We start from the raw sequence: 18,978 nt of genomic DNA on the forward strand, positions 1-18,978 counted from the left end.
GCCGCGTCTGATTCCGGTCCGGCTCGGTCCGCTGTGGTGCGATACCGCCGTCCGGGGCGCGGGCGCCGCACGGGAACTGATGTCTGGCTCGCCGGTTCCGTATGCGGTGTGCGTACGGCCTGGCGAAAGTCTTGTGGGTCAGTGCGCGGCCCGACCCAGGTGGCTCCCGGGTCGGAGGGCTGCGCTACAACGACCGCCTTACGCGGAACCCGCACCTTCCGGCGCCGTCGCGACGGCTGCCCCGGCGACCGCGGGATGTGCGGTCGGGGCGGCCTCGCGGTCGGGCGCGAGAGGGTCGGTCACCGTGCCGGACTCCTCGTCGAAGAGCCCCTGCGCCAGCCTGGTCACCGCTGCGGGGACCGGCGGCGCCAGGTCGGCCACAGCTCGGAGACCGGACAGGACGTCGTCGGGTCGGACGGCAGGTGTCACGTGCCGAACAACCAGGCGCAGTATCGCACAGGGCCGCTCGCCCGGCCTATCGACCGGAGCGTCGACGACCCGCAGGTCGGCGACGGCGGCGCGGGCGTCGAACGTCCGGATGCCGTTCTTGGCCTTGCGCTGGACCTCGACGGTCTCCGCGTCGTTGAACGCGGCCACGGCGGTGCGGACGTCCTCGGGGTCGACGCCGTCCAGGCGCAGCTCCCAGACGGAGGCGGTGAGCCGTTCGGCCAGGCCCGAGGTGCGGGCCTCCACCGCGTCGACGATGTCGAGGCCGACCGGCATGGACGCGTCGAGCAGTTCGCGCAGGACCTCGGGGTCCCGGGCCTCGGTGAGGGCGATCTCCAGGAACTCCGCCTCGCTGCCCGTGCCGGTGGGTGCGGCATTGGCGTAGGAGACCTTGGGGTGGGGCGTGAAACCCGCCGAATACGCCATCGGCACCTCGGAGCGGCGCAGTGCCCGCTCGAAGGCCCGCTGGAAGTCTCGGTGGCTGGTGAACCGGAGGCGGCCGCGCTTGGTGTAGCGCAGACGGATGCGCTGCACTGCCGGTGCGGGCGGCGGGCCTTCGGGCTGTCGCTTGCCCAGTGGTTCTTCTCCTCGGTGCGGGGCGGGCGCGGTGGCGCGCCGCCCACGAAATACGGGTGGTCCCCGGGGTGCCGCTCCGGCTCACCCCTGTTTGGCGAATGGTTCGCCGCCCAGAGGGGTCTCGGACGCCTGCGCCGCGCTGGGGACAGTCGTTGTACTACCCAGAGTACGCGCAGGGATCCCTCGCGGTTCCCCAGGCCGCTCGACGGCCGGGGCGCCGACCAGGGCCCGCCAGGCGTCGCGACGCGCCTGGCGGACGGTTTCCCGGGCGGTGGCGAGGGCCGCGCGGGCCGCCCGGCCCGCTTCGGCGGCGGCGCGCCGGGCCGGGGCCCAGACCGCGTCGCGCAGGAAGTGGCCGACGGGCGTACACACCGTGCGGTACGCCCAGGAGGCCGGTGCGCCGATCAGATACCACGCGAGCCGTGCGAGGCCCCGGCCGACGGCCCGGGAGACGTATCCGGCGATCCGCCAGGCGACCTCGAACGCGGCGGCGATCTCCCGGCCGGCCGGGGTCAGGATCCGTCGGTACATCCAGCCGAGGGGCGCGACCAGCAGGGTCATGACCAGCCAGGCAACCGCCAGGCCGAGCCCGCGTCCGGTGGCCGAGACCCCCCGCCACAGCTGCGCCAGGGTCCAGGCGGTGCCCTGCCACAGCTTGCGCAGGACCCAGGCCGTGCCGCGGCCGATCGGCGTGAGCACGGCTCCGTACAGCCACATCGCCGGGACGACCAGGCCGTAGCGCACCACGGGGACGATCGCGTAGCGCCACAGGCCCGCGACCGGCACGACGAGGAGAGTGATGAAGAGCCAGGTCAGGCCCGTTCCGAGACCGCGCGCCGCCGGGGCGAGCAGGGCGGTGCCGATCCATCTCAGGCCGTGGCCCAGCGGGGTGAACACCGAGGTGTACAGCCACTTCAGCGGAATCAGCACCAGAACGCCGAACAGCGTCCCCACCAACCAGCCGATGCCGCCGAACAGCATCTCCAGGCCTCGCCCGAGCGCCGCGCCCAGCGCCGCCAGCGCCCGTCCGAGCGGGGGCAGCACGACCCGGTCCACGGTGTGCCAGGCGCCGGCCAGGACGTCCCAGACCATGCGGACGGGCAGGACCACGATCAGCACCACCGTGCGCACCACGACCCTGACCAGCCTGTTCGGGGTGGTCTCCGGCGCGTACGGGTCCAGTTCCTGGTGCTCTCTGCCGTCCATGCCGGGAAAGACGCGAAGACCCGGTCCGCAGTTGCCGGAACCGGGTCTTCGTGTCGCCGCGCCGCCGAAGGGCCGGCTACTTGTTCACGACGCTCAGCGGCAGGAGCTTCTTGCCGGTGGGGCCGATCTGGATGTCCAGGTCGAGCTGCGGGCAGACCCCGCAGTCGAAGCAGGGGGTCCAGCGGCAGTCCTCGACCTCGGTCTCGTCGAGCGCGTCCTGCCAGTCCTCCCAGAGCCAGTCCTTGTCCAGACCGGAGTCGAGGTGGTCCCAGGGCAGGACCTCCTCGTAGGTGCGCTCGCGGGTGGTGTACCAGTCGACGTCGACGCCGAACTCGGGGAGCGTCTTCTGGGCGCAGTTCATCCAGAGGTCGTAGCTGAAGTGCTCGCGCCACCCGTCGAAGCGGCCGCCGGACTCGTAGACCGCGCGGATGACGGAGCCGACACGGCGGTCGCCGCGCGAGAGGAGGCCCTCGACGATGCCGGGCTTGCCGTCGTGGTAGCGGAAGCCGATGGAACGGCCGTACTTCTTGTCGCCGCGGATCTTGTCCCGGAGCTTCTTCAGCCGGGCGTCGGTGTCCTCGGCGCTGAGCTGGGGGGCCCACTGGAAGGGGGTGTGCGGCTTGGGCACGAACCCGCCGATGGAGACGGTGCAGCGGATGTCGTTCTGGCCGGAGACCTCGCGGCCCTTGGCGATGACGTTGACCGCCATGTCGCCGATCTGCAGGACGTCCTCGTCGGTCTCGGTGGGCAGGCCGCACATGAAGTACAGCTTCACCTGACGCCAGCCGTTGCCGTACGCGGTGGCGACCGTGCGGATCAGGTCCTCCTCCGAGACCATCTTGTTGATGACCTTGCGCATGCGCTCGGAGCCGCCCTCGGGGGCGAAGGTGAGGCCGGAGCGGCGTCCGTTGCGGGTCAGCTCGTTGGCCAGGTCCACGTTGAACGCGTCGACGCGGGTGGAGGGGAGCGAGAGGCCGATCTTGTCGTCGGTGTAGCGGTCGGCGAGACCCTTGGCGATGTCGCCGATCTCGCTGTGGTCGGCGGAGGAGAGCGAGAGGAGGCCGACCTCCTCGAAGCCGGTCGCCTTGAGACCCTTGTCGACCATTTCGCCGATGCCGGTGATGCTTCGCTCCCGCACGGGGCGCGTGATCATGCCGGCCTGGCAGAAACGGCAGCCGCGGGTGCAGCCGCGGAAGATCTCCACGGACATCCGCTCGTGCACGGTCTCCGCGAGCGGGACGAGGGGCTGCTTGGGGTAGGGCCACTCGTCGAGGTCCATCACCGTGTGCTTGGAGACCCGCCACGGCACGCCGGAGCGGTTGGGCACGACGCGGCCGATGCGGCCGTCGGGGAGGTACTCGACGTCGTAGAAGCGCGGGACGTAGACGCCGCCGGTCTTCGAGAGCCGGAAGAGCACCTCGTCGCGGCCGCCGGGCCGGCCCTCGGCCTTCCAGGCGCGGATGATCTCGGTGATCTCCAGGACGGCCTGCTCGCCGTCGCCGACGACCGCGCAGTCGATGAAGTCCGCGATCGGCTCGGGGTTGAAGGCCGCGTGGCCGCCCGCGAGGACGATCGGGTGGTCCACCGTGCGGTCCTTGGACTCCAGCGGGATGCCCGCCAGGTCCAGGGCGGTGAGCATGTTGGTGTAGCCGAGCTCGGTGGAGAAGCTGAGCCCGAAGACGTCGAACGCGCCGACGGGACGGTGGCTGTCCACGGTGAACTGAGGCACGTTGTGCTCGCGCATCAGCTCTTCGAGGTCCGGCCAGACGCTGTACGTGCGCTCGGCGAGGACACCCTCGCGCTCGTTCAGTACCTCGTAGAGGATCATGACGCCCTGGTTGGGCAGCCCGACCTCGTAGGCGTCGGGGTACATCAGGGTCCAGCGGACGTCGCAGCTGTCCCAGTCCTTGACGGTGGAGTTCAGCTCACCGCCGACGTACTGGATGGGCTTCTGCACATGCGGGAGCAGAGCTTCGAGCTGTGGGAAGACCGATGCGGCAGACATCTCGCGAACCTTCGTGAGCCGGCAGGGGTGACCATCAAGCGTACCCCGCGTCTCAGTGCTTCAGATCCGCCCGCAGTCCGGGGTCCGACGCGCGGGCCCAGACCTCGGGCAGCTCGCGCTCCCGGGCCTCGGCGGCGGCCTCCTCCTGCCCGTACAGAAGTCCCCAGGTGAACGCGGTCTCCCCCGCCGCGTGCGACTGGATCGCGAGGGTCCGCAGGGCCTCGCGGGCGACGACGCTGTCCTGGTGGCCGCCGAGGACGGACTGCACGGCCTTCACCCTCTTGGCGAACCGCTTGGCGGGCTTGCCGAGCGCGGGCCGGGCCGACTCGCCCGCGTACCGGGCGCGCTTGGCGGCCTTGCGGGCCTCGTGCATCGCGGTGTCCCGCTCGGGGCCCGGCGGCCGCTCCAGGGCGCGGTCCATGCGGCGCGCGAGCTTCTCGTAGTCCTTGAGCACCGCCCGGGGCAGGGCCTTGCCCGGTGCCTTGCGGGCGGCGGGGCGCAGGGGCGGGTCGGCGACCAGCGCGTCGAGTGCCTCCAGGAGGTCCAGATAGCGCTGCCCGTCGAGTACGTCGATGATCCTGCGGCGCGATCCGGTGCGGCGGGCAGCCGACCAGGCGCGGAGCCTGCCGCGCACCGGGCCGAGGGTCAGGGCGGCGGGCAGGGCCTCGACGCGGGAGCCGATGCGCTCGTCCAGCACTTCCTGGTCGCGGTCGAGGCCCAGCTCGGCGGCGAGCCACTTGAGCTCCGCGCCGAGGGGGTCGGTGACCTCGCGGTCGAGGATCTTGCGGTGGGTCTTGAAGGTACTGCGCAGCCGGCGGGTGGCGACGCGCATCTTGTGCACGGAGTCGGGAAGGTCGCGGCGGACGGCGGGGTCGAGGCGCACGATCGTGGCGATCTGCTCGCGTACGTAGGCGAGGACGTGGTCGCCCGCGGTGGAGGGGGCCTCGGGGTGTTCGTCCCCGCCCCCGCCCGGCGTCGTCTCCGCCAGCGCCCGGGCGAGCTTCGAGGAGGATTCCGCGGGGCGCACTCCGGCCTTGCGGAGCCGCTTCTCCACGGCGTCCAGGACGGCCGGGTCACCGTCGTCGGCCAGCTCGACCTCGATCTCTGTCCAGGCGGCACTGGTGCCGCTCCCCTCCCCCGCGAGCCGCTCCGCGAGCACCGTGTCGACGCTGACCTCGGCGAGGAGCGTGCCGTCCTCGGCCAGCAGCTGGTGGACGTCCCGCGAGGAGAGCAGCCGGACGACGGGGGCGATCTCCGCGTGGCGGACCCGGGAGCGCAGGAGAGCGGCCAGCGAGGCCGGCAGGGTGTCGGAGAGCGGTTCGTGGATCTCGTCGCGGACGCCGACCGCCACGGGGAACTTCACGTGCCAGCCCTCGTCGGCCCCGCCGGTCCTGCGGCGCAGCGTGAGGGAGTCGGCGGCGAGGCGGAGGTCGGCGGTGTCCCAGTAGACGGCGTCGAGCTCGGTCCGGCCGCGTGGGGCGACCCGGTCGACCCCGGCCGCCCGTGTCAGGTCGGGCAGCCGGGTGTCCTCGGTGGCCTCGTACTTCCGCTCGATCTCACGTTTGGTGTCCGCCATGTACGACACCTACCCGCGACCGCCCGGGTTCAGGCGGACATCGGGCGTTGCACTCTGATGGACTGGAGCAGGCCGACCGCCACCCAGACGGCGAACATCGATGATCCTCCGTACGAGACGAAGGGCAGCGGCAGTCCGGCGACCGGCATGATGCCGAGCGTCATGCCGATGTTCTCGAAGGATTGGAAGGCGAACCAGGCGATGATCCCGGCGGCGACGACCGTGCCGTACAGCTCGGTCGTCTCGCGGGCGATCCGGCAGGCGCGCCACATGACGACGCCCAGGAGCAGGATGATCAGTCCCGCGCCGAGGAAGCCCAGCTCCTCGCCGGCGACGGTGAAGACGAAGTCGGTCTGCTGCTCGGGCACGAACTGGCCGGTGGTCTGGGTGCCCTCGAAGAGGCCGGTGCCGGTGAGTCCGCCGGAGCCGATCGCGATGCGGGCCTGGTTGGTGTTGTAGCCGACGCCCGCCGGGTCGAGCGCGGGGTTGGCGAAGGCGGCGAACCGGGCGATCTGGTAGTCGTCGAGCAGACCGAGCTGCCAGATGGCGACGGCCCCGCCCGCGCCCGCGCCGATGAGTCCGAAGACCCAGCGGTTGGAGGCGCCGGAGGCCAGCAGGACACCGAGGACGATGACGGCCATGACCATCACCGAGCCGAGGTCCGGCATCAGCATGACGATGGCCATCGGGATCGCCGCGAGGCCCAGCGCCTTGGCGACGGTGCGGTGGTCGGGGTGGGCCTGGTCGCCCGCGTCGACGCGGGCGGCCAGCAGCATCGCCATCACCAGAATGATGGTGATCTTGGTGAACTCGGAGGGCTGGATCGAGAATCCGGCGGGCAGCTTGATCCAGGCGTGGGCGCCGTTGACCGTGGTGCCGAGCGGGGTGAGGACCGCGAGGACCAGCAGCACGGAGATGCCGTAGAGGACCGGGACGGCCCCGCGCAGGGTGCGGTGGCCGAGCCAGATCGTGCCGATCATCAGGGCGAGGCCGATGCCGGTGTTGAGGGCATGCCGCAGGAGGAAGAAATAGGGGTCGCCCTGGGTGAGGTGGTCGCGGTTGCGGGTCGCGGACCACACGAGCAGCGAGCCGAGGACCGAGAGCGCCAGCGCGGCCCCGAGCAGCGGCCAGTCCAGCCGCCGTACGCGGGAGTCGCGGGCCGTCAGTTTGGCCCAGGAGCCCTCGTCGGGGCCGTACCTGGAGACGGAGAATCCACCTGCCATTACGGCTGCCTCCCCGTGGACGCGGGTGATCCGGTGAGTCCGGGCTGGCCTCCGGGCGGCAGGGGCAACTGGGGTTCCTGTCCTCCCGGCTGCTCCTCGGGCGTGACCGGAGTGGGGTCGTAGGGCTTGATCTTCGGCGCGTGGATCGAGCCGTCGGACTGGATCTTCGGCAGGGCCTTCTGGGGCTTGGGCAGCAGTGCCCGCTTCAGATCCTGGTTGCCGGCGGAGTCGAGGCCGTAGAGCGCGTCGTAGATCTTGCGGACGGCGGGCCCGGAGGAGCCGGAGCCGGTGCCGCCCTGGGAGATCGTCATGACGATGGTGTAGTCGTCGGTGTAGGTCGCGAACCAGCCGGTGGTCTGCTTGCCGTACACCTGGGCGGTGCCGGTCTTGGCGCGCATCGGGATCTTGTCCTGCGGCCAGCCGCCGAACCGCCAGGCGGCGGTGCCGCCCGGCTCGACCACGGAGCGCAGCCCCTTGTCGAGGTCCTTGATGGTCTGGGCGTTGACCGGGAGCTTCCCGCTGACCTTGGGCTTGATCTCCTGGACCGTCTTGCCGTCGGGGCTGATCACGGCCTTGCCGACGGTGGGCTCGTGGAGGGTGCCGCCGTTGCTGATGGCGGCGTAGGCGGTGGCCATCTGAATGGGCGTGACGAGCACGTCGCCTTGGCCGATCGAGTAGTTGATGCTGTCGTAGGCCTTGAGCTGGTTGCCTTCGAGGCAACTCTCGTACGCGATCTGCTGGACGTAGGTGCCGCCCTTCTTGCCCTCCTTGCACCAGGCGTCCTTGTTGGCCTCCCAGAAGTCCTGCTTCCACTTCCGGTCCGGGATGCGGCCCTTGACCTCGTTGGGCAGGTCGATGCCGGTCTCGGCGCCGAGCCCGAAGTCACGAGCGGTCGTGTAGAACCAGTTCTTGGCGTCCTTCTTGGGCTTTATGCCGCCGTCCTTCACCCACTCCTCGTGGCCGAGGCGGTAGAAGACCGTGTTGCAGGAGTACTTGAGCGCGTCGCCGAGGGTGATGGGGCCGTGGCCCTGGGACTCGAAGTTGGCGAAGGTCTGGTTGCCCAGGCTGTAGGAGCTGCTGCACTGGTAGCGGTCGTTGAAGTCGTGACCGGCGCGCACGGCGGCGCTCGCCGAGACGACCTTGAAGATCGAGCCGGCCGGGGCCTGGCCCTGGATGGCCCGGTTGAGCAGCGGGTAGTTGGACTTCTTGCTGGTGAGCTTGGCGTACTGCTTGCCGGAGATGCCGCCGACCCAGTCGTTGGGGTCGTAGTCGGGCTGGGAGGCCATCGCCACGACCCGGCCGGTCTTCGACTCCATGACGACGACGGCCCCGGAGTCGGCCTCGTACTTCCGGCCGGTGATCTTGTCGGTCTCGCCCCGGACCCGCTTCATCGCGGCGGCGAGCTCGTATTCGGCGACCGCCTGGACGCGGGCGTCGAGGCTGGTGACGAGGGTGGAGCCGGCCACCGCCGGGTCGTCCTCCGCCTCGCCCATGACGCGGCCGAGGTTGTCGACCTCGTAGCGGGTGACGCCCGCCTTGCCGCGCAGCTCCTTGTCGTACGTGCGCTCGATGCCGGACCGGCCGACCTGGTCGGAACGGAGGTAGGGCGACGGGCCGTCCTGCGCCTGCTTGATCTCGTCGTCGGTGACGGGCGACAGATAGCCGAGCACCTGCGCGGTCTTCGCCTTGCCGGGGGCGGCGTAGCGGCGTACGGCGGTGGGTTCGGCGGTGATGCCGGGGAAGTCCTCGGCGCGCTCACGGATCTGGAGGGCCTGCTGGGTGGTGGCCTCGTCGGTGACCGGGATCGGCTGGTAGGGCGAGCCGTTCCAGCAGGGCTGGGGGGTCTTGGAGTCGCAGAGGCGGACCTTGTCCCGGACGTCCTTCGGCTTCATGTCCAGGACCTCGGCGAGACGGGTGAGGACGCCGACGCCGTCGTCCTTCATCTTCAGCAGCTCGGTGCGGCTGGCGGAGACGACGAGGCGGGTCTCGTTGTCGGCGAGCGGTACGCCGCGGGCGTCGAGGATCGAGCCGCGCACGGCGGGCTGGACGACCTGCTGGACGCCGTTGCCCGCGGCTTCGGCGGTGTACTCCTCGCCGTTGCGGATCTGGAGGTACCAGAGGCGTCCGCCGAGGGTGAGCAGCAGGGAGAAGACGAGGACCTGGATGACGATGAGCCGGATCTGGACCCGCTGGGTCCGCCCGGTCTCGGGAATGTTGCTCACTGGGTGCCCCCGGTGGTGGTCCGGCTGGGGGTGCGGGGGTCGTTCTCCGGGAGATACAGCCTCACGCGATGCCCCCGGGCCCCTCGGTCACGTACGGCTTCACAGGCGCTTGACCCCCTTGATCCTGCCCGCGCGGGCTGCCCGGTTGCGGGCCGCCTTGGCCCGCAGGCCGCCGCGCTGGTTACCGATCCGCAGACCGGTGCCCGAGGCGAGCCAGCCGGCGGCGACGTCGTTGGAGCCGGAGGAGGCCTCGGCGATCGGGTCGTTCTCGGTGCGTCTGGCGAGCGCCATGATGAGCGGCACCGTGAAGGGCGCCAGCAGGAGGTCGTAGACCGCGGCCGTGAACAGCAGGCTGCCCAAGCCCACATGGCGGGCGGCGGTGTCGCCGACGAGCGCGCCGACGCCCGCGTACAGCAGGGTCGAGCCGATCGCGGCGGCGACGACCGCGGCCATCGGGGCGAAGGCCGACTTCAGCTGCCCGTTCTCCGGCCGGACCAGGCCCGCGAGGTAGCCGATGACGCAGAGCACCAGGGCGTAGCGGCCCGCGGCGTGGTCGGCGGGCGGCGCGAGGTCCGCGAGGAGGCCCGCGCCGAAGCCGATGAGGGAGCCGCTGACCGGCCCGTACACGAAGGCGAGTCCGAGGACGGTGAGCAGCAGCAGGTCCGGGACGGCGCCGGGGAGCTGGAGACGGGCGAGGACGGAGACCTGGATGACCAGGGCGACCACGACCAGGGCGGTGGCGAGCAGAGTCCGGTTGATGCGCATGGGGATCAGCCCTGCCCCTGGTCGTCGGCCGCGTTGTCGGGTTGCTGGGCGTTGCCCTGTTGGTCGCCTGCCGCGTCACCGGCGGCGTCGCCGTCGCCGGGCTTCTCGTTGATGTTGCCGACGACCTTGCCGGAGCCGTCCACCAGGTCGCCGTTGGGCTGGACCGTGACGGTGACGGTGGGGGTCGGCTTCGGCTTCGTCTTGACGGGCTGTTTGGGCAGGACCGTGTCGCGCGGGTCCTGGCGGGGGGCCTGGACGACGACGCCGACGATGTCGAGCTTGGTGAAACCGACGTACGGCTTCACATAGACCGTCCGGGTCAGCGCGCCGCCGGACGGGTCGACGCGGACGACCTCGCCGACCGGGACGCCGGGCACGAACGGCTTGTCCTTGCTGGAGCCGAAGGTGACCAGCCGGTCGCCGGCCTTCACCTTGGCCTTGCCGTTGAGGAACTGCACCGACAGGGGGCGCGAGCCCTGACCGGTGGCGAAGCCGAGCTCGTCGGTCTTCTCCATCCGGGTGCCGACGGTGAAGTCGGGGTCGTTGGCGAGCAGAACCGTCGCGGTGCTCGGGCCGACCGTGGTGACCCGGCCGACCAGCCCTTCCCCGTTGAGGACGGTCATGTCGCGGCGGATGCCGTCGTTGGAACCGGCGTCGATGGTGACCGTCCAGGAGAAGCCCTGGGCCGCTCCTATGGCGATGACCTCGGCGCCCTTGATGCCGTACTGTCCGGCGCCCGCGTTCTTCAGCATGGCGTCGAGCTGACGGACCCGGCTGTTGGTGCGGTCGTCGCTGCCGAGCTTGGCCTTCAGCGCCGCGTTCTCCTTCTCCAGGGTGGCGATCCGGTCGTGCCGGTTGCCGGAGTCCCTGACCGCCCCTATGGCGTTGCCCACCGGGTCGACCGCTGCCGCGACGCCGTTCTCGACCGGTCCGAAGACGGTGGCCGCGGCCTGCCGCGCGCCGTCGACCGGTGACCCCTCGCCGCCTCGGATATCCACCGTGATCAGGGCGAATGCGATGGCGATCAAGAGCACCAGGAGCAGCCGGCTCTCTCGTGTGTCCCTCACGTGCGGCGGCCGTGCCTTCCTCGTCGGAATATTCGTGCCTGTATACGTCTCCGTACGGGGTACCGGTCGGAGGTGTCCCCGCTCCAGTACGTGTACAGCAACGATCTATATCAACGATCCGGCGACCGGAGCGGGTGCGTCCGCTCGCCGGATCGGGTGTGTCCCGCGGAAACCGCGCTGTGGCTAACGGCGGGGCTGGGCGTCCAGCACCTGCTGGAGCGCCTCGAACTCCTCGACGCACTTGCCCGAGCCGAGCGCCACCGAGTCCAGGGGGTCCTCGGCGATGTGGATCGGCATGCCCGTCTCGTGGCGCAGCCGTTCGTCCAGACCGCGCAGCAGCGCGCCGCCGCCGGTGAGGACGATGCCGCGGTCCATGACGTCGCCGGACAGCTCGGGCGGGCACTTGTCGAGCGTCGTCTTCACGGCGTCGACGATCGCGTTGACCGGCTCCTCGATGGCCTTGCGGACCTCGGCGGCCGAGATGACGACCGTCTTGGGGAGGCCGGAGACCAGGTCGCGACCGCGGATCTCGGTGTGCTCGTCCTTCTCCAGGTCGTACGCCGAACCGATGGTGATCTTGATCTGTTCGGCGGTCCGCTCACCGAGGAGGAGCGAGTACTCCTTCTTGATGTGCTGGATGATCGCGTTGTCCAGTTCGTCACCGGCGGTCCGGATCGACTGGGCAGTGACGATTCCGCCGAGCGAGATCACCGCGACCTCCGTGGTGCCGCCGCCGATGTCGACGACCATGTTGCCGGTGGCCTCGTGGACCGGCAGACCGGAGCCGATCGCCGCGGCCATGGGCTCCTCGATGATGTGCACCTGGCGCGCGCCGGCCTGGGTGGACGCCTCGATGACGGCGCGGCGCTCGACCCCGGTGATACCGGAGGGAACACAGACGACGACCCGGGGGCGGGCGAGATAGCGACGCTTGTGGATCTTGAGGATGAAGTAGCGGAGCATCCGCTCGGTGATCTCGAAGTCGGCGATCACGCCGTCCTTCAGCGGTCGCACGGCAACGATGTTGCCCGGCGTGCGCCCGATCATCTTCTTGGCCTCGGAGCCGACCGCCAGAATTCCGCCGGTGTTGGTGTTGATGGCCACGACGGACGGCTCGTTCAGAACGATGCCGCGCCCCCTGACGTACACCAGCGTGTTGGCAGTCCCGAGGTCGATAGCCATGTCACGGCCGATGAACGACATTGAGTTCCCCTTGTTCCCCATGAGGATGCGTCGGGCCTTCCCAGGTAGCGGAGATGGCTTGTTCTGGTAGGCGAGGTTGGCGCTGCGGGCGTGGAAGCTTCCATCGTAGTGCCGTATGCACGGACACAGCGCGAGGGCCCTTCGCCATTGTGAGCGGAACGGGTGGCCGTCCTACCCAAGGTGACGTTACGTCGGAGGGATGCGTTCCCGCGATCCCAAACCCTATGCCGAGGGGCGACCGAATTACCTCGGTCGCCCCTCGCCTACAGCGCTGTTTGGCCGATCGGGTCAGGAAAGTCCCGGGAAGAAAAGCTTCAGTTCTCGCTCTGCGGACTCCTCCGAGTCCGAGGCGTGGATGAGGTTCTCCCGGGTGATCGTGCCGAAGTCACCGCGGATGGACCCGGGCGCGGCGGCGATCGGGTCGGTGGGGCCGGCCAGGGCGCGGACGCCCTCGATGACCCGCTCGCCCTCGGCCACCAGGGCGACGACGGGGCCGGAGGTCATGAACTCCATGAGCGGCTCGTAGAACGGGCGGCCCTTGTGCTCGCCGTAGTGCTGCTCCAGCGTCTCGTGGTCCAGGGTGCGCAGCTCCAGGGCGGTGATCCGCCAGTTCGCCTTGCGCTCGATGCGGCCGACGATCTCGCCGATCAGGCCACGGCGGACCGCGTCGGGCTTGAGCAGGACGAGAGTGCGCTGGGTCATGTACGGCTCCTTGCAAGGCCAGGCATACGGGTGCGGTGAGGCGAGATTACAGGGGTACGGGAACAGATCCACGCCCGGGTTCACCCTGGGTCACCTTCGGGCCCCGAATCCGCCGGGCCCCGGGGCGGAGGCGGGCGTGTCGGACACCCGGCGCGCGCCTCGGGGCATCGTCGGAGTGCCGCCTAGGCGGTGGCCTCCTCGGCTTCCTGCTGGGCGGCCCAGCGCGCCTTCGCCTCGTCGATCTTGCGGCCGTAGTGGATCGAGGCCCACCACAGCCCGCCGAAGGCGAGGCCCAGGATGAACATCGTCGGGACCACGAAGCCGCTGAGGACCAGCGCGACCTGGAGCGCCCAGCCGAGCTGGACCCCGCCGGGCCGGGTGATCATCCCGCACAGCAGCACCGACAGGGCCATGCCGATGCCGCACACCGTCCAGACCACGGCCATGGAGGCGTCGTCCAGCTTCATCGCGACGAGACCGGCGAAGCCGATCACGAAGAACTCACCGATCAGCGTCGAGGCGCAGAGCGTCCGCATCCGTCTTTCAGCCCCTTCCGAGCAGCAGCCGGGCCTCGCCGACCGTGATCACGGATCCGGTCACCAGCACCCCGGCGCCCGCGTACTCGTCCTCCTCCTCGGCCAGCGTGATCGCCGCCTCCAGGGCGTCGTCGAGGCGAGGCTCGACCTGGACCCGGTCGTCGCCGAAGATCTCGACGGCGACCGCGGCCAGCGCGTCCGCGTCCATCGCGCGCGGGGTGGAGTTCTGCGTGACGACGATCTCGGCGAAGATCGGCTCGAAGGCCTCCAGGAGCCCCCGGACGTCCTTGTCGTCGCTCGTGCCGACCACGCCGATCAGACGGGAGAAGCTGAACGCCTCGGAGATGCCGTCCGCCGCCGCCTTGGCCCCGGCGGGGTTGTGCGCGGCGTCCAGGACGACGGTCGGGCTGGAGCGCACGACCTCCAGACGCCCCGGGGAGAGCACCGAGGCGAACGCCTTGCGGATGGCGTCGATGTCGAGGGAGCGGGCCTGCTCGGCGCCGATCCCGAAGAACGCCTCGACTGCGGCGAGCGCGACGGCCGCGTTGTGCGCCTGGTGGGCGCCGTACAGCGGGAGGAAGATCTCCTCGTACTCCCCGCCCAGGCCCCGCAGGGTGACGAGCTGTCCGCCGACCGCGATCTCGCGGGAGGCGACGCCGAACTCCATGCCCTCGCGGGCCACGGTGGCGTCCACCTCGACGGCCTTCTTCAGCATCACCTGCGCGGCGTCCACCGGCTGCTGCGCCAGGATGACCGTGGCGCCCGGCTTGATGACGCCGGCCTTCTCGCCGGCGATCTCGGCGGGCGTGGTGCCGAGCCGGTCGGTGTGGTCCAGCGAGATCGGGGTGACGACGGCGACCGTGGAGTCGATGACGTTCGTCGCGTCCCAGGTGCCGCCCATGCCGACCTCGACGACCGCGACGTCCACGGGGGCGTCGGCGAAGGCGGCGTACGCCATGCCGGTGAGGACCTCGAAGAAGGAGAGCCGGTAGGGCTGCTGGGCGTCGACCATCTCGACGTACGGCTTGATGTCCTCGTACGTCTCGATGAACCGCTCGGCCGCGATCGGCGAGCCGTCCAGGCTGATCCGCTCGGTGATCGACTGGACGTGCGGGGAGGTGTAGCGGCCGGTGCGCAGCTCGAAGGCGTTGAGCAGGGCCTCGATCATGCGGGCCGTGGAGGTCTTGCCGTTGGTCCCCGTGATGTGGATCGAGGGGTAGGCGCGCTGCGGCTCGCCGAGGACGTCCATCAGGGCGGCGATGCGCGTGACGGAGGGCTCCAGCTTGGTCTCGCCCCAGCGTCCGGCGAGCTCCTGCTCCACCGCGCGCAGCGCCTTGTCGGTCTCGGGGTCGGCCGGGCGGGCCGGGACCGCTTCGCCCTGCGGCTGACCCGAGTGGGCGCGCAGCGTGCGGCTCCCGGCCTCGATCACCGCCAGGTCGGGGTCGCGCTGGGTCGCCTCGTCGACGATCTCCTCGAAGGTGTCGTCGGGATCGGACGCGTCGTGCCGGTCTGGGCGGGGCTCACTCACGGGCCCCAGTCTACGGATGGGCGCCGACATCGCGCGCAGCGCCCGGCGAACCGCGGGGCAAGCGGTACGGCGAAGCCCCCGCGTCCCGGTCGGTCGGGTGCGCGGGGGCTTCGTGTCGTAGCAGATCAGCTCTGCGGGAGGGCCGCCAGCTGGGCGGAGATCCGCTCGATGTCGGCCTCGGCCTTGGCGAGCCGGCCGCGGATCTTGTCGACCACGTTGTCCGGGGCCTTGGCGAGGAAGGCCTCGTTGCCGAGCTTGCCCTCCGCCTGGGCCTTCTCCTTGCGCGCGGCCTCCAGGTCCTTGGTGAGGCGCTTGCGCTCGGCCGCCACGTCGATCGTGCCGGACAGGTCCAGGGCCACGGTGGCCCCGGCGACCGGGAGGGAGGCGGTGGCGTGGAAGCCGTCACCGGCGGGCTGGAGCCGCAGGAGCTGGCGCATGGCCGCCTCGTGCGGGGCGAGCGCCGTGCCGGTCAGGGTCAGTTCGGCCGGGACCTTCTGGCCGGGCTGGAGACCCTGGTCGTTGCGGAAACGGCGGACCTCGGTGACGACCTGCTGGACCAGCTCGATCTCCTTCTCGGCCGCGTCGTCCCGGAAGCCGGAGTCGGCGGGCCACTCGGCGATGACGATCGACTCGCGTCCGGTGAGCGCGGTCCACAGCGCCTCCGTGACAAACGGGACGATCGGGTGCAGCAGCCGCAGCATCACGTCGAGGACCTCGCCGAGGACCCGGCCCGACACCTCGGCCGGGCGTCCGCCCGCGAAGAACGTGGTCTTGGAGAGCTCGACGTACCAGTCGAAGACCTCGTCCCAGGCGAAGTGGCGCAGCGCCTCGCTGATCTTGGCGAACTGGAAGTCGTCGTAGAACGCGTCGACGTCCGCGACCGTCTTGTTGAGGCGGGAGAGGATCCAGCGGTCGGTGACCGACATCTCCTCGGCCGAGGGCAGTTCGCCCTCGATCGTGGCGCCGTTCATCAGGGCGAAGCGGGTGGCGTTCCAGATCTTGTTGGAGAACTTCGCCGAGCCCTGGACCCAGTCCTCGCCGATCGGCACGTCGGTGCCGGGGTTGGCGCCGCGCGCGAGGGTGAAGCGCAGGGCGTCGGAGCCGTACTTGTCCATCCAGTCCAGCGGATTGACGACGTTCCCGAAGGACTTCGACATCTTCTTGCCGTGCTCGTCGCGGACCATGCCGTGCAGGACGATGGTGCCGAACGGCGGGACGCCGTCGTTGACGTACAGGCCGAACATCATCATCCGGGCGACCCAGAAGAAGAGGATGTCGTAGCCGGTGACCAGGACGGAGTTCGGGTAGAACTTCGCGAGGCTGTCGGTGCGTTCGGGCCAGCCGAGGGTGGAGAAGGGCCACAGGCCGGAGGAGAACCAGGTGTCCAGGACGTCGTTGTCCTGGGTCCAGCCCTCGCCGGTGGGCGCCTCGTCGTCCGGTCCGACGCAGACGACCTCGCCGTTCGGGCCGTACCAGACGGGGATGCGGTGGCCCCACCAGAGCTGGCGCGAGATGCACCAGTCGTGGAGGTTGTCGACCCAGTCGAAGTACCGCTTCTCCATCTCCTGCGGGTGGATCTTGACCTTGCCGTCGCGGACCGCGTCGCCGGCGGCCTCGGCGAGCGGAGCGACCTTGACCCACCACTGGAGCGACAGGCGCGGCTCGATGGTGGTCTTGCAGCGGGAGCAGTGCCCGACGGAGTGGACGTAGGGGCGCTTCTCGGCGACGATCCGGCCCTCGGCGCGCAGGGCGGCGACGATGGCGGAGCGGGCCTCCAGCCGGTCCAGGCCCTCGAAGGGGCCGGGGACGGTGATGACCGCGCGCTCGTCGAGGACGGTGATGAACGGCAGGTTGTGGCGGTTGCCGATCTCGAAGTCGTTCGGGTCGTGGGCGGGGGTCACCTTGACCGCGCCGGTGCCGAACTCCGGGTCGACGTGGTGGTCGGCGACGACGGGGATCGTGCGGTCCGTCAGCGGCAGCTTGATCTGCTTGCCGATCAGGTGCTGGTAGCGCTCGTCGTCGGGGTGGACGGCGACGGCGGTGTCGCCGAGCATCGTCTCGGCGCGGGTGGTGGCGACGACGATGGTCTCGTCACCCTCCCCGTACGTCATGGAGACGAGCTCGCCGTCGTCCTCCTGGTACTCGACCTCGATGTCGGAGATCGCGGTGAGGCAGCGGGGGCACCAGTTGATGATGCGTTCGGCGCGGTAGATCAGCCCGTCGTCGTACATCTGCTTGAAGACGGTCTGGACGGCCTTGGAGAGGCCCTCGTCCATGGTGAAGCGCTCACGGGACCAGGCGACGCCCTCGCCGAGGCGGCGCATCTGGCCGGAGATCTGGCCACCGGACTCATTCTTCCACTGCCAGACCCGCTCGACGAACGCCTCACGGCCCAGGTCGTGGCGGGACTTGCCCTCCTTGCCGAGCTCGCGCTCGACGACGTTCTGGGTGGCGATACCGGCGTGGTCCATGCCCGGCTGGTACAGCGCCTCGAAGCCCTGCATCCGCTTACGGCGGACGAGGGCGTCGATCAGGGTGTGCTCGAAGGCGTGGCCCAGGTGGAGGGAGCCGGTGACGTTCGGCGGCGGGATGACGATGCTGTAGGGCGGCTTGTCGCTGTGCTCGTCCGCTTCGAAGTAACCACGCTCTACCCAGCGCTCGTACAGCTTCCCCTCTACATCGGCCGGCGCGTACGTGGTCGGCAGTTCGGGGTTGCTGGCTGGCTGCTGCGATGAGTTCTCGGTCACGGGAGACAGTTTAGGGCCGTCACAGGTCTGCACTGAAACGGATTGGTTCAGTAACGGTGTCCGGGCCGGTCCCCCGTCTCAGGGCGGCTTCCGTCAGGATGTTCGCAACGCATAAGGATTCTTGAGGGGACACCGCGAATGAGCTACAACCAGCCGGGCCCGTACGGTGGGCAGCCGCCGCAGGGCCAGCCCGGACCGTACGGACAGCAGCCGGGCCCGTACGGCGCCCCGCCGCCGCAGGGCCAGCCCGGCTACGGTTATCCGCAGCAGGCCCCGCAGGGCGTACCCCCGCAGCAGCCGAACCCGTACGGCCAGCAGCCCCCGGGGCCGCAGCAGGGTTACGGCTACCCGCAGGCGCAGCAGCCGGGTCCGTACGGACAGCAGCCGCCCCAGCCGCCGTACGGCGGGCAGCCCGGGTACGGCCAGCAGCCGCCGCAGCCGAAGAAGAAGACCGGGCTGATCATCGGTGTCGCCGTGGTGGCGCTGGCGGTCATCGCGGGCGGGGTGTACTTCCTGACCTCCGGCGGCGGCAACAGTGACGTGGCGGACTCCACCAAGGGGTACAAGCTGACGCTCCCGGCCAGCGTGGAGGACTTCCAGAAGGACGCGTCCAAGCCCTCCGTGTCCCGCCCGGTCACCGGGAAGGACAAGGAAGAGGCCGAGGCCATGGGGGTCGAGAACGCCAACAAGGTGGAGGCCCAGTACAAGAGCGGCTCCCAGGACAACCCGCTCGCCCAGAAGGCGCTCATGTTCGAGGGCGTCTGGGGAGAGGTCTCGGACCCGTCGAAGACGCTGGACGGCGCCTTCGACAAGGCCGAGGTGAACATGATGAAGGGGAACGGCGACGGCGACAGCAAGACCTCCCTGGTGGGCAGCCCCAAGGAGGTCAAGCCCGAGGGCTTCGAGGGCGCGCTGATGAAGTGCCAAGACCTCAAGGTGGTCAACGACAAGGCCGACGGCACCCCTGCGAAGGGGCCGAAGGAGTTCACCATGCCGGTGTGCATCTGGGCCGACTACAGCACGGTCGGCATCGTGGCGAGCATCGATGTCGCCTCGGCGCTGACGGGCAAGGGCGCGCCGCAGGAAGAGGTGGCCGACCTCGCCGCCAAGGTCTACAACGCCTCCCGCACCAAGATCTGATCGCCCAACGCCGAAGGGGCGCTCACCGGTTCGTC

General features: G+C 70.3%; 14 protein-coding genes. 1 reads left to right on the plus strand and 13 read right to left on the minus strand.

Annotated features, from left to right (window positions below):
• Positions 1 to 198: 198 nt before the first annotated feature.
• The 13 genes from CCZ36_RS09815 to CCZ36_RS09875 all read right to left on the minus strand — a co-directional run bounded on the left by CCZ36_RS09815 (position 199) and on the right by CCZ36_RS09875 (position 17,803).
• Positions 199 to 981 (minus strand): TIGR03936 family radical SAM-associated protein, encoded by a 783-nt coding sequence (locus tag CCZ36_RS09815; RefSeq protein WP_069738282.1) that lies wholly within the window; start codon positions 979 to 981, stop codon positions 199 to 201.
• A gap of 123 nt (positions 982 to 1,104) precedes the next feature.
• Positions 1,105 to 2,229: a hypothetical protein gene (locus tag CCZ36_RS09820; RefSeq protein WP_128817472.1), complete on the minus strand. Its 1,125-nt coding sequence runs from the start codon at positions 2,227 to 2,229 to the stop codon at positions 1,105 to 1,107.
• Positions 2,230 to 2,305: 76 nt separating this feature from the next.
• A complete protein-coding gene (locus tag CCZ36_RS09825; RefSeq protein ID WP_069738280.1) occupies positions 2,306 to 4,234 on the minus strand; it encodes a TIGR03960 family B12-binding radical SAM protein in 1,929 nt (642 codons plus the stop codon).
• 52 nt (positions 4,235 to 4,286) lie between these two features.
• Positions 4,287 to 5,810 carry a CYTH and CHAD domain-containing protein gene (locus CCZ36_RS09830; protein WP_128817473.1) on the minus strand — a complete coding sequence of 508 codons (1,524 nt, stop codon included), beginning with the start codon at positions 5,808 to 5,810 and terminating at the stop codon, positions 4,287 to 4,289.
• Positions 5,811 to 5,839: 29 nt separating this feature from the next.
• Positions 5,840 to 7,033: a rod shape-determining protein RodA gene (gene rodA / locus CCZ36_RS09835; protein WP_128817474.1), complete on the minus strand. Its 1,194-nt coding sequence runs from the start codon at positions 7,031 to 7,033 to the stop codon at positions 5,840 to 5,842.
• Positions 7,033 to 9,255 (minus strand): penicillin-binding protein 2, encoded by a 2,223-nt coding sequence (gene mrdA / locus CCZ36_RS09840; RefSeq protein WP_069738277.1) that lies wholly within the window; start codon positions 9,253 to 9,255, stop codon positions 7,033 to 7,035. The genes rodA and mrdA overlap by 1 nt, the downstream gene beginning before the upstream one ends.
• Positions 9,256 to 9,354: 99 nt before the next feature.
• The gene (gene mreD / locus CCZ36_RS09845) at positions 9,355 to 10,020 is read right to left on the minus strand and encodes a rod shape-determining protein MreD (RefSeq protein WP_069738276.1); all 666 of its coding nucleotides are present in this window, start codon (positions 10,018 to 10,020) and stop codon (positions 9,355 to 9,357) included.
• A gap of 5 nt (positions 10,021 to 10,025) precedes the next feature.
• Positions 10,026 to 11,087 carry a rod shape-determining protein MreC gene (gene mreC / locus CCZ36_RS09850; protein WP_069738275.1) on the minus strand — a complete coding sequence of 354 codons (1,062 nt, stop codon included), beginning with the start codon at positions 11,085 to 11,087 and terminating at the stop codon, positions 10,026 to 10,028.
• Positions 11,088 to 11,270: 183 nt separating this feature from the next.
• A complete protein-coding gene (locus CCZ36_RS09855) occupies positions 11,271 to 12,290 on the minus strand; it encodes a rod shape-determining protein (protein ID WP_069743829.1) in 1,020 nt (339 codons plus the stop codon).
• A 288-nt stretch (positions 12,291 to 12,578) separates the two neighbouring features.
• A complete protein-coding gene (ndk, locus tag CCZ36_RS09860) occupies positions 12,579 to 12,992 on the minus strand; it encodes a nucleoside-diphosphate kinase (protein WP_069738273.1) in 414 nt (137 codons plus the stop codon).
• A gap of 182 nt (positions 12,993 to 13,174) precedes the next feature.
• Positions 13,175 to 13,528 carry a DUF4233 domain-containing protein gene (locus tag CCZ36_RS09865; protein WP_069743828.1) on the minus strand — a complete coding sequence of 118 codons (354 nt, stop codon included), beginning with the start codon at positions 13,526 to 13,528 and terminating at the stop codon, positions 13,175 to 13,177.
• 7 nt (positions 13,529 to 13,535) lie between these two features.
• Positions 13,536 to 15,056 carry a bifunctional tetrahydrofolate synthase/dihydrofolate synthase gene (gene folC / locus CCZ36_RS09870; RefSeq protein WP_069738271.1) on the minus strand — a complete coding sequence of 507 codons (1,521 nt, stop codon included), beginning with the start codon at positions 15,054 to 15,056 and terminating at the stop codon, positions 13,536 to 13,538.
• Between the two features lie 125 nt (positions 15,057 to 15,181).
• Positions 15,182 to 17,803, minus strand: a complete 2,622-nt coding sequence (locus CCZ36_RS09875; RefSeq protein ID WP_069738270.1) for a valine--tRNA ligase — start codon at positions 17,801 to 17,803, stop codon at positions 15,182 to 15,184.
• 138 nt (positions 17,804 to 17,941) lie between these two features.
• Between CCZ36_RS09875 and CCZ36_RS09880 the strand changes: the two genes are divergently transcribed.
• On the plus strand, positions 17,942 to 18,943 hold the full coding sequence (locus CCZ36_RS09880; RefSeq protein ID WP_069738269.1) for a hypothetical protein: 1,002 nt from the start codon (positions 17,942 to 17,944) through the stop codon (positions 18,941 to 18,943).
• Positions 18,944 to 18,978 lie beyond the last annotated feature (35 nt).

Source organism: Streptomyces sp. S063, assembly GCF_002832675.1.
GTDB classification, from domain to species: domain Bacteria; phylum Actinomycetota; class Actinomycetes; order Streptomycetales; family Streptomycetaceae; genus Streptomyces; species Streptomyces sindenensis.

Coding starts and splice junctions, on each gene's coding strand:
- mreD (WP_069738276.1), bottom strand. CDS start 10,020: ATGCGCATCAACCGGACTCTGCTCGCCACCGCCCTGGTCGTGGTCGCC.
- CCZ36_RS09820 (WP_128817472.1), bottom strand. CDS start 2,229: ATGGACGGCAGAGAGCACCAGGAACTGGACCCGTACGCGCCGGAGACC.
- CCZ36_RS09855 (WP_069743829.1), bottom strand. CDS start 12,290: ATGTCGTTCATCGGCCGTGACATGGCTATCGACCTCGGGACTGCCAAC.
- ndk (WP_069738273.1), bottom strand. CDS start 12,992: ATGACCCAGCGCACTCTCGTCCTGCTCAAGCCCGACGCGGTCCGCCGT.
- CCZ36_RS09825 (WP_069738280.1), bottom strand. CDS start 4,234: ATGTCTGCCGCATCGGTCTTCCCACAGCTCGAAGCTCTGCTCCCGCAT.
- CCZ36_RS09865 (WP_069743828.1), bottom strand. CDS start 13,528: ATGCGGACGCTCTGCGCCTCGACGCTGATCGGTGAGTTCTTCGTGATC.
- rodA (WP_128817474.1), bottom strand. CDS start 7,033: ATGGCAGGTGGATTCTCCGTCTCCAGGTACGGCCCCGACGAGGGCTCC.
- CCZ36_RS09830 (WP_128817473.1), bottom strand. CDS start 5,810: ATGGCGGACACCAAACGTGAGATCGAGCGGAAGTACGAGGCCACCGAG.
- CCZ36_RS09880 (WP_069738269.1), top strand. CDS start 17,942: ATGAGCTACAACCAGCCGGGCCCGTACGGTGGGCAGCCGCCGCAGGGC.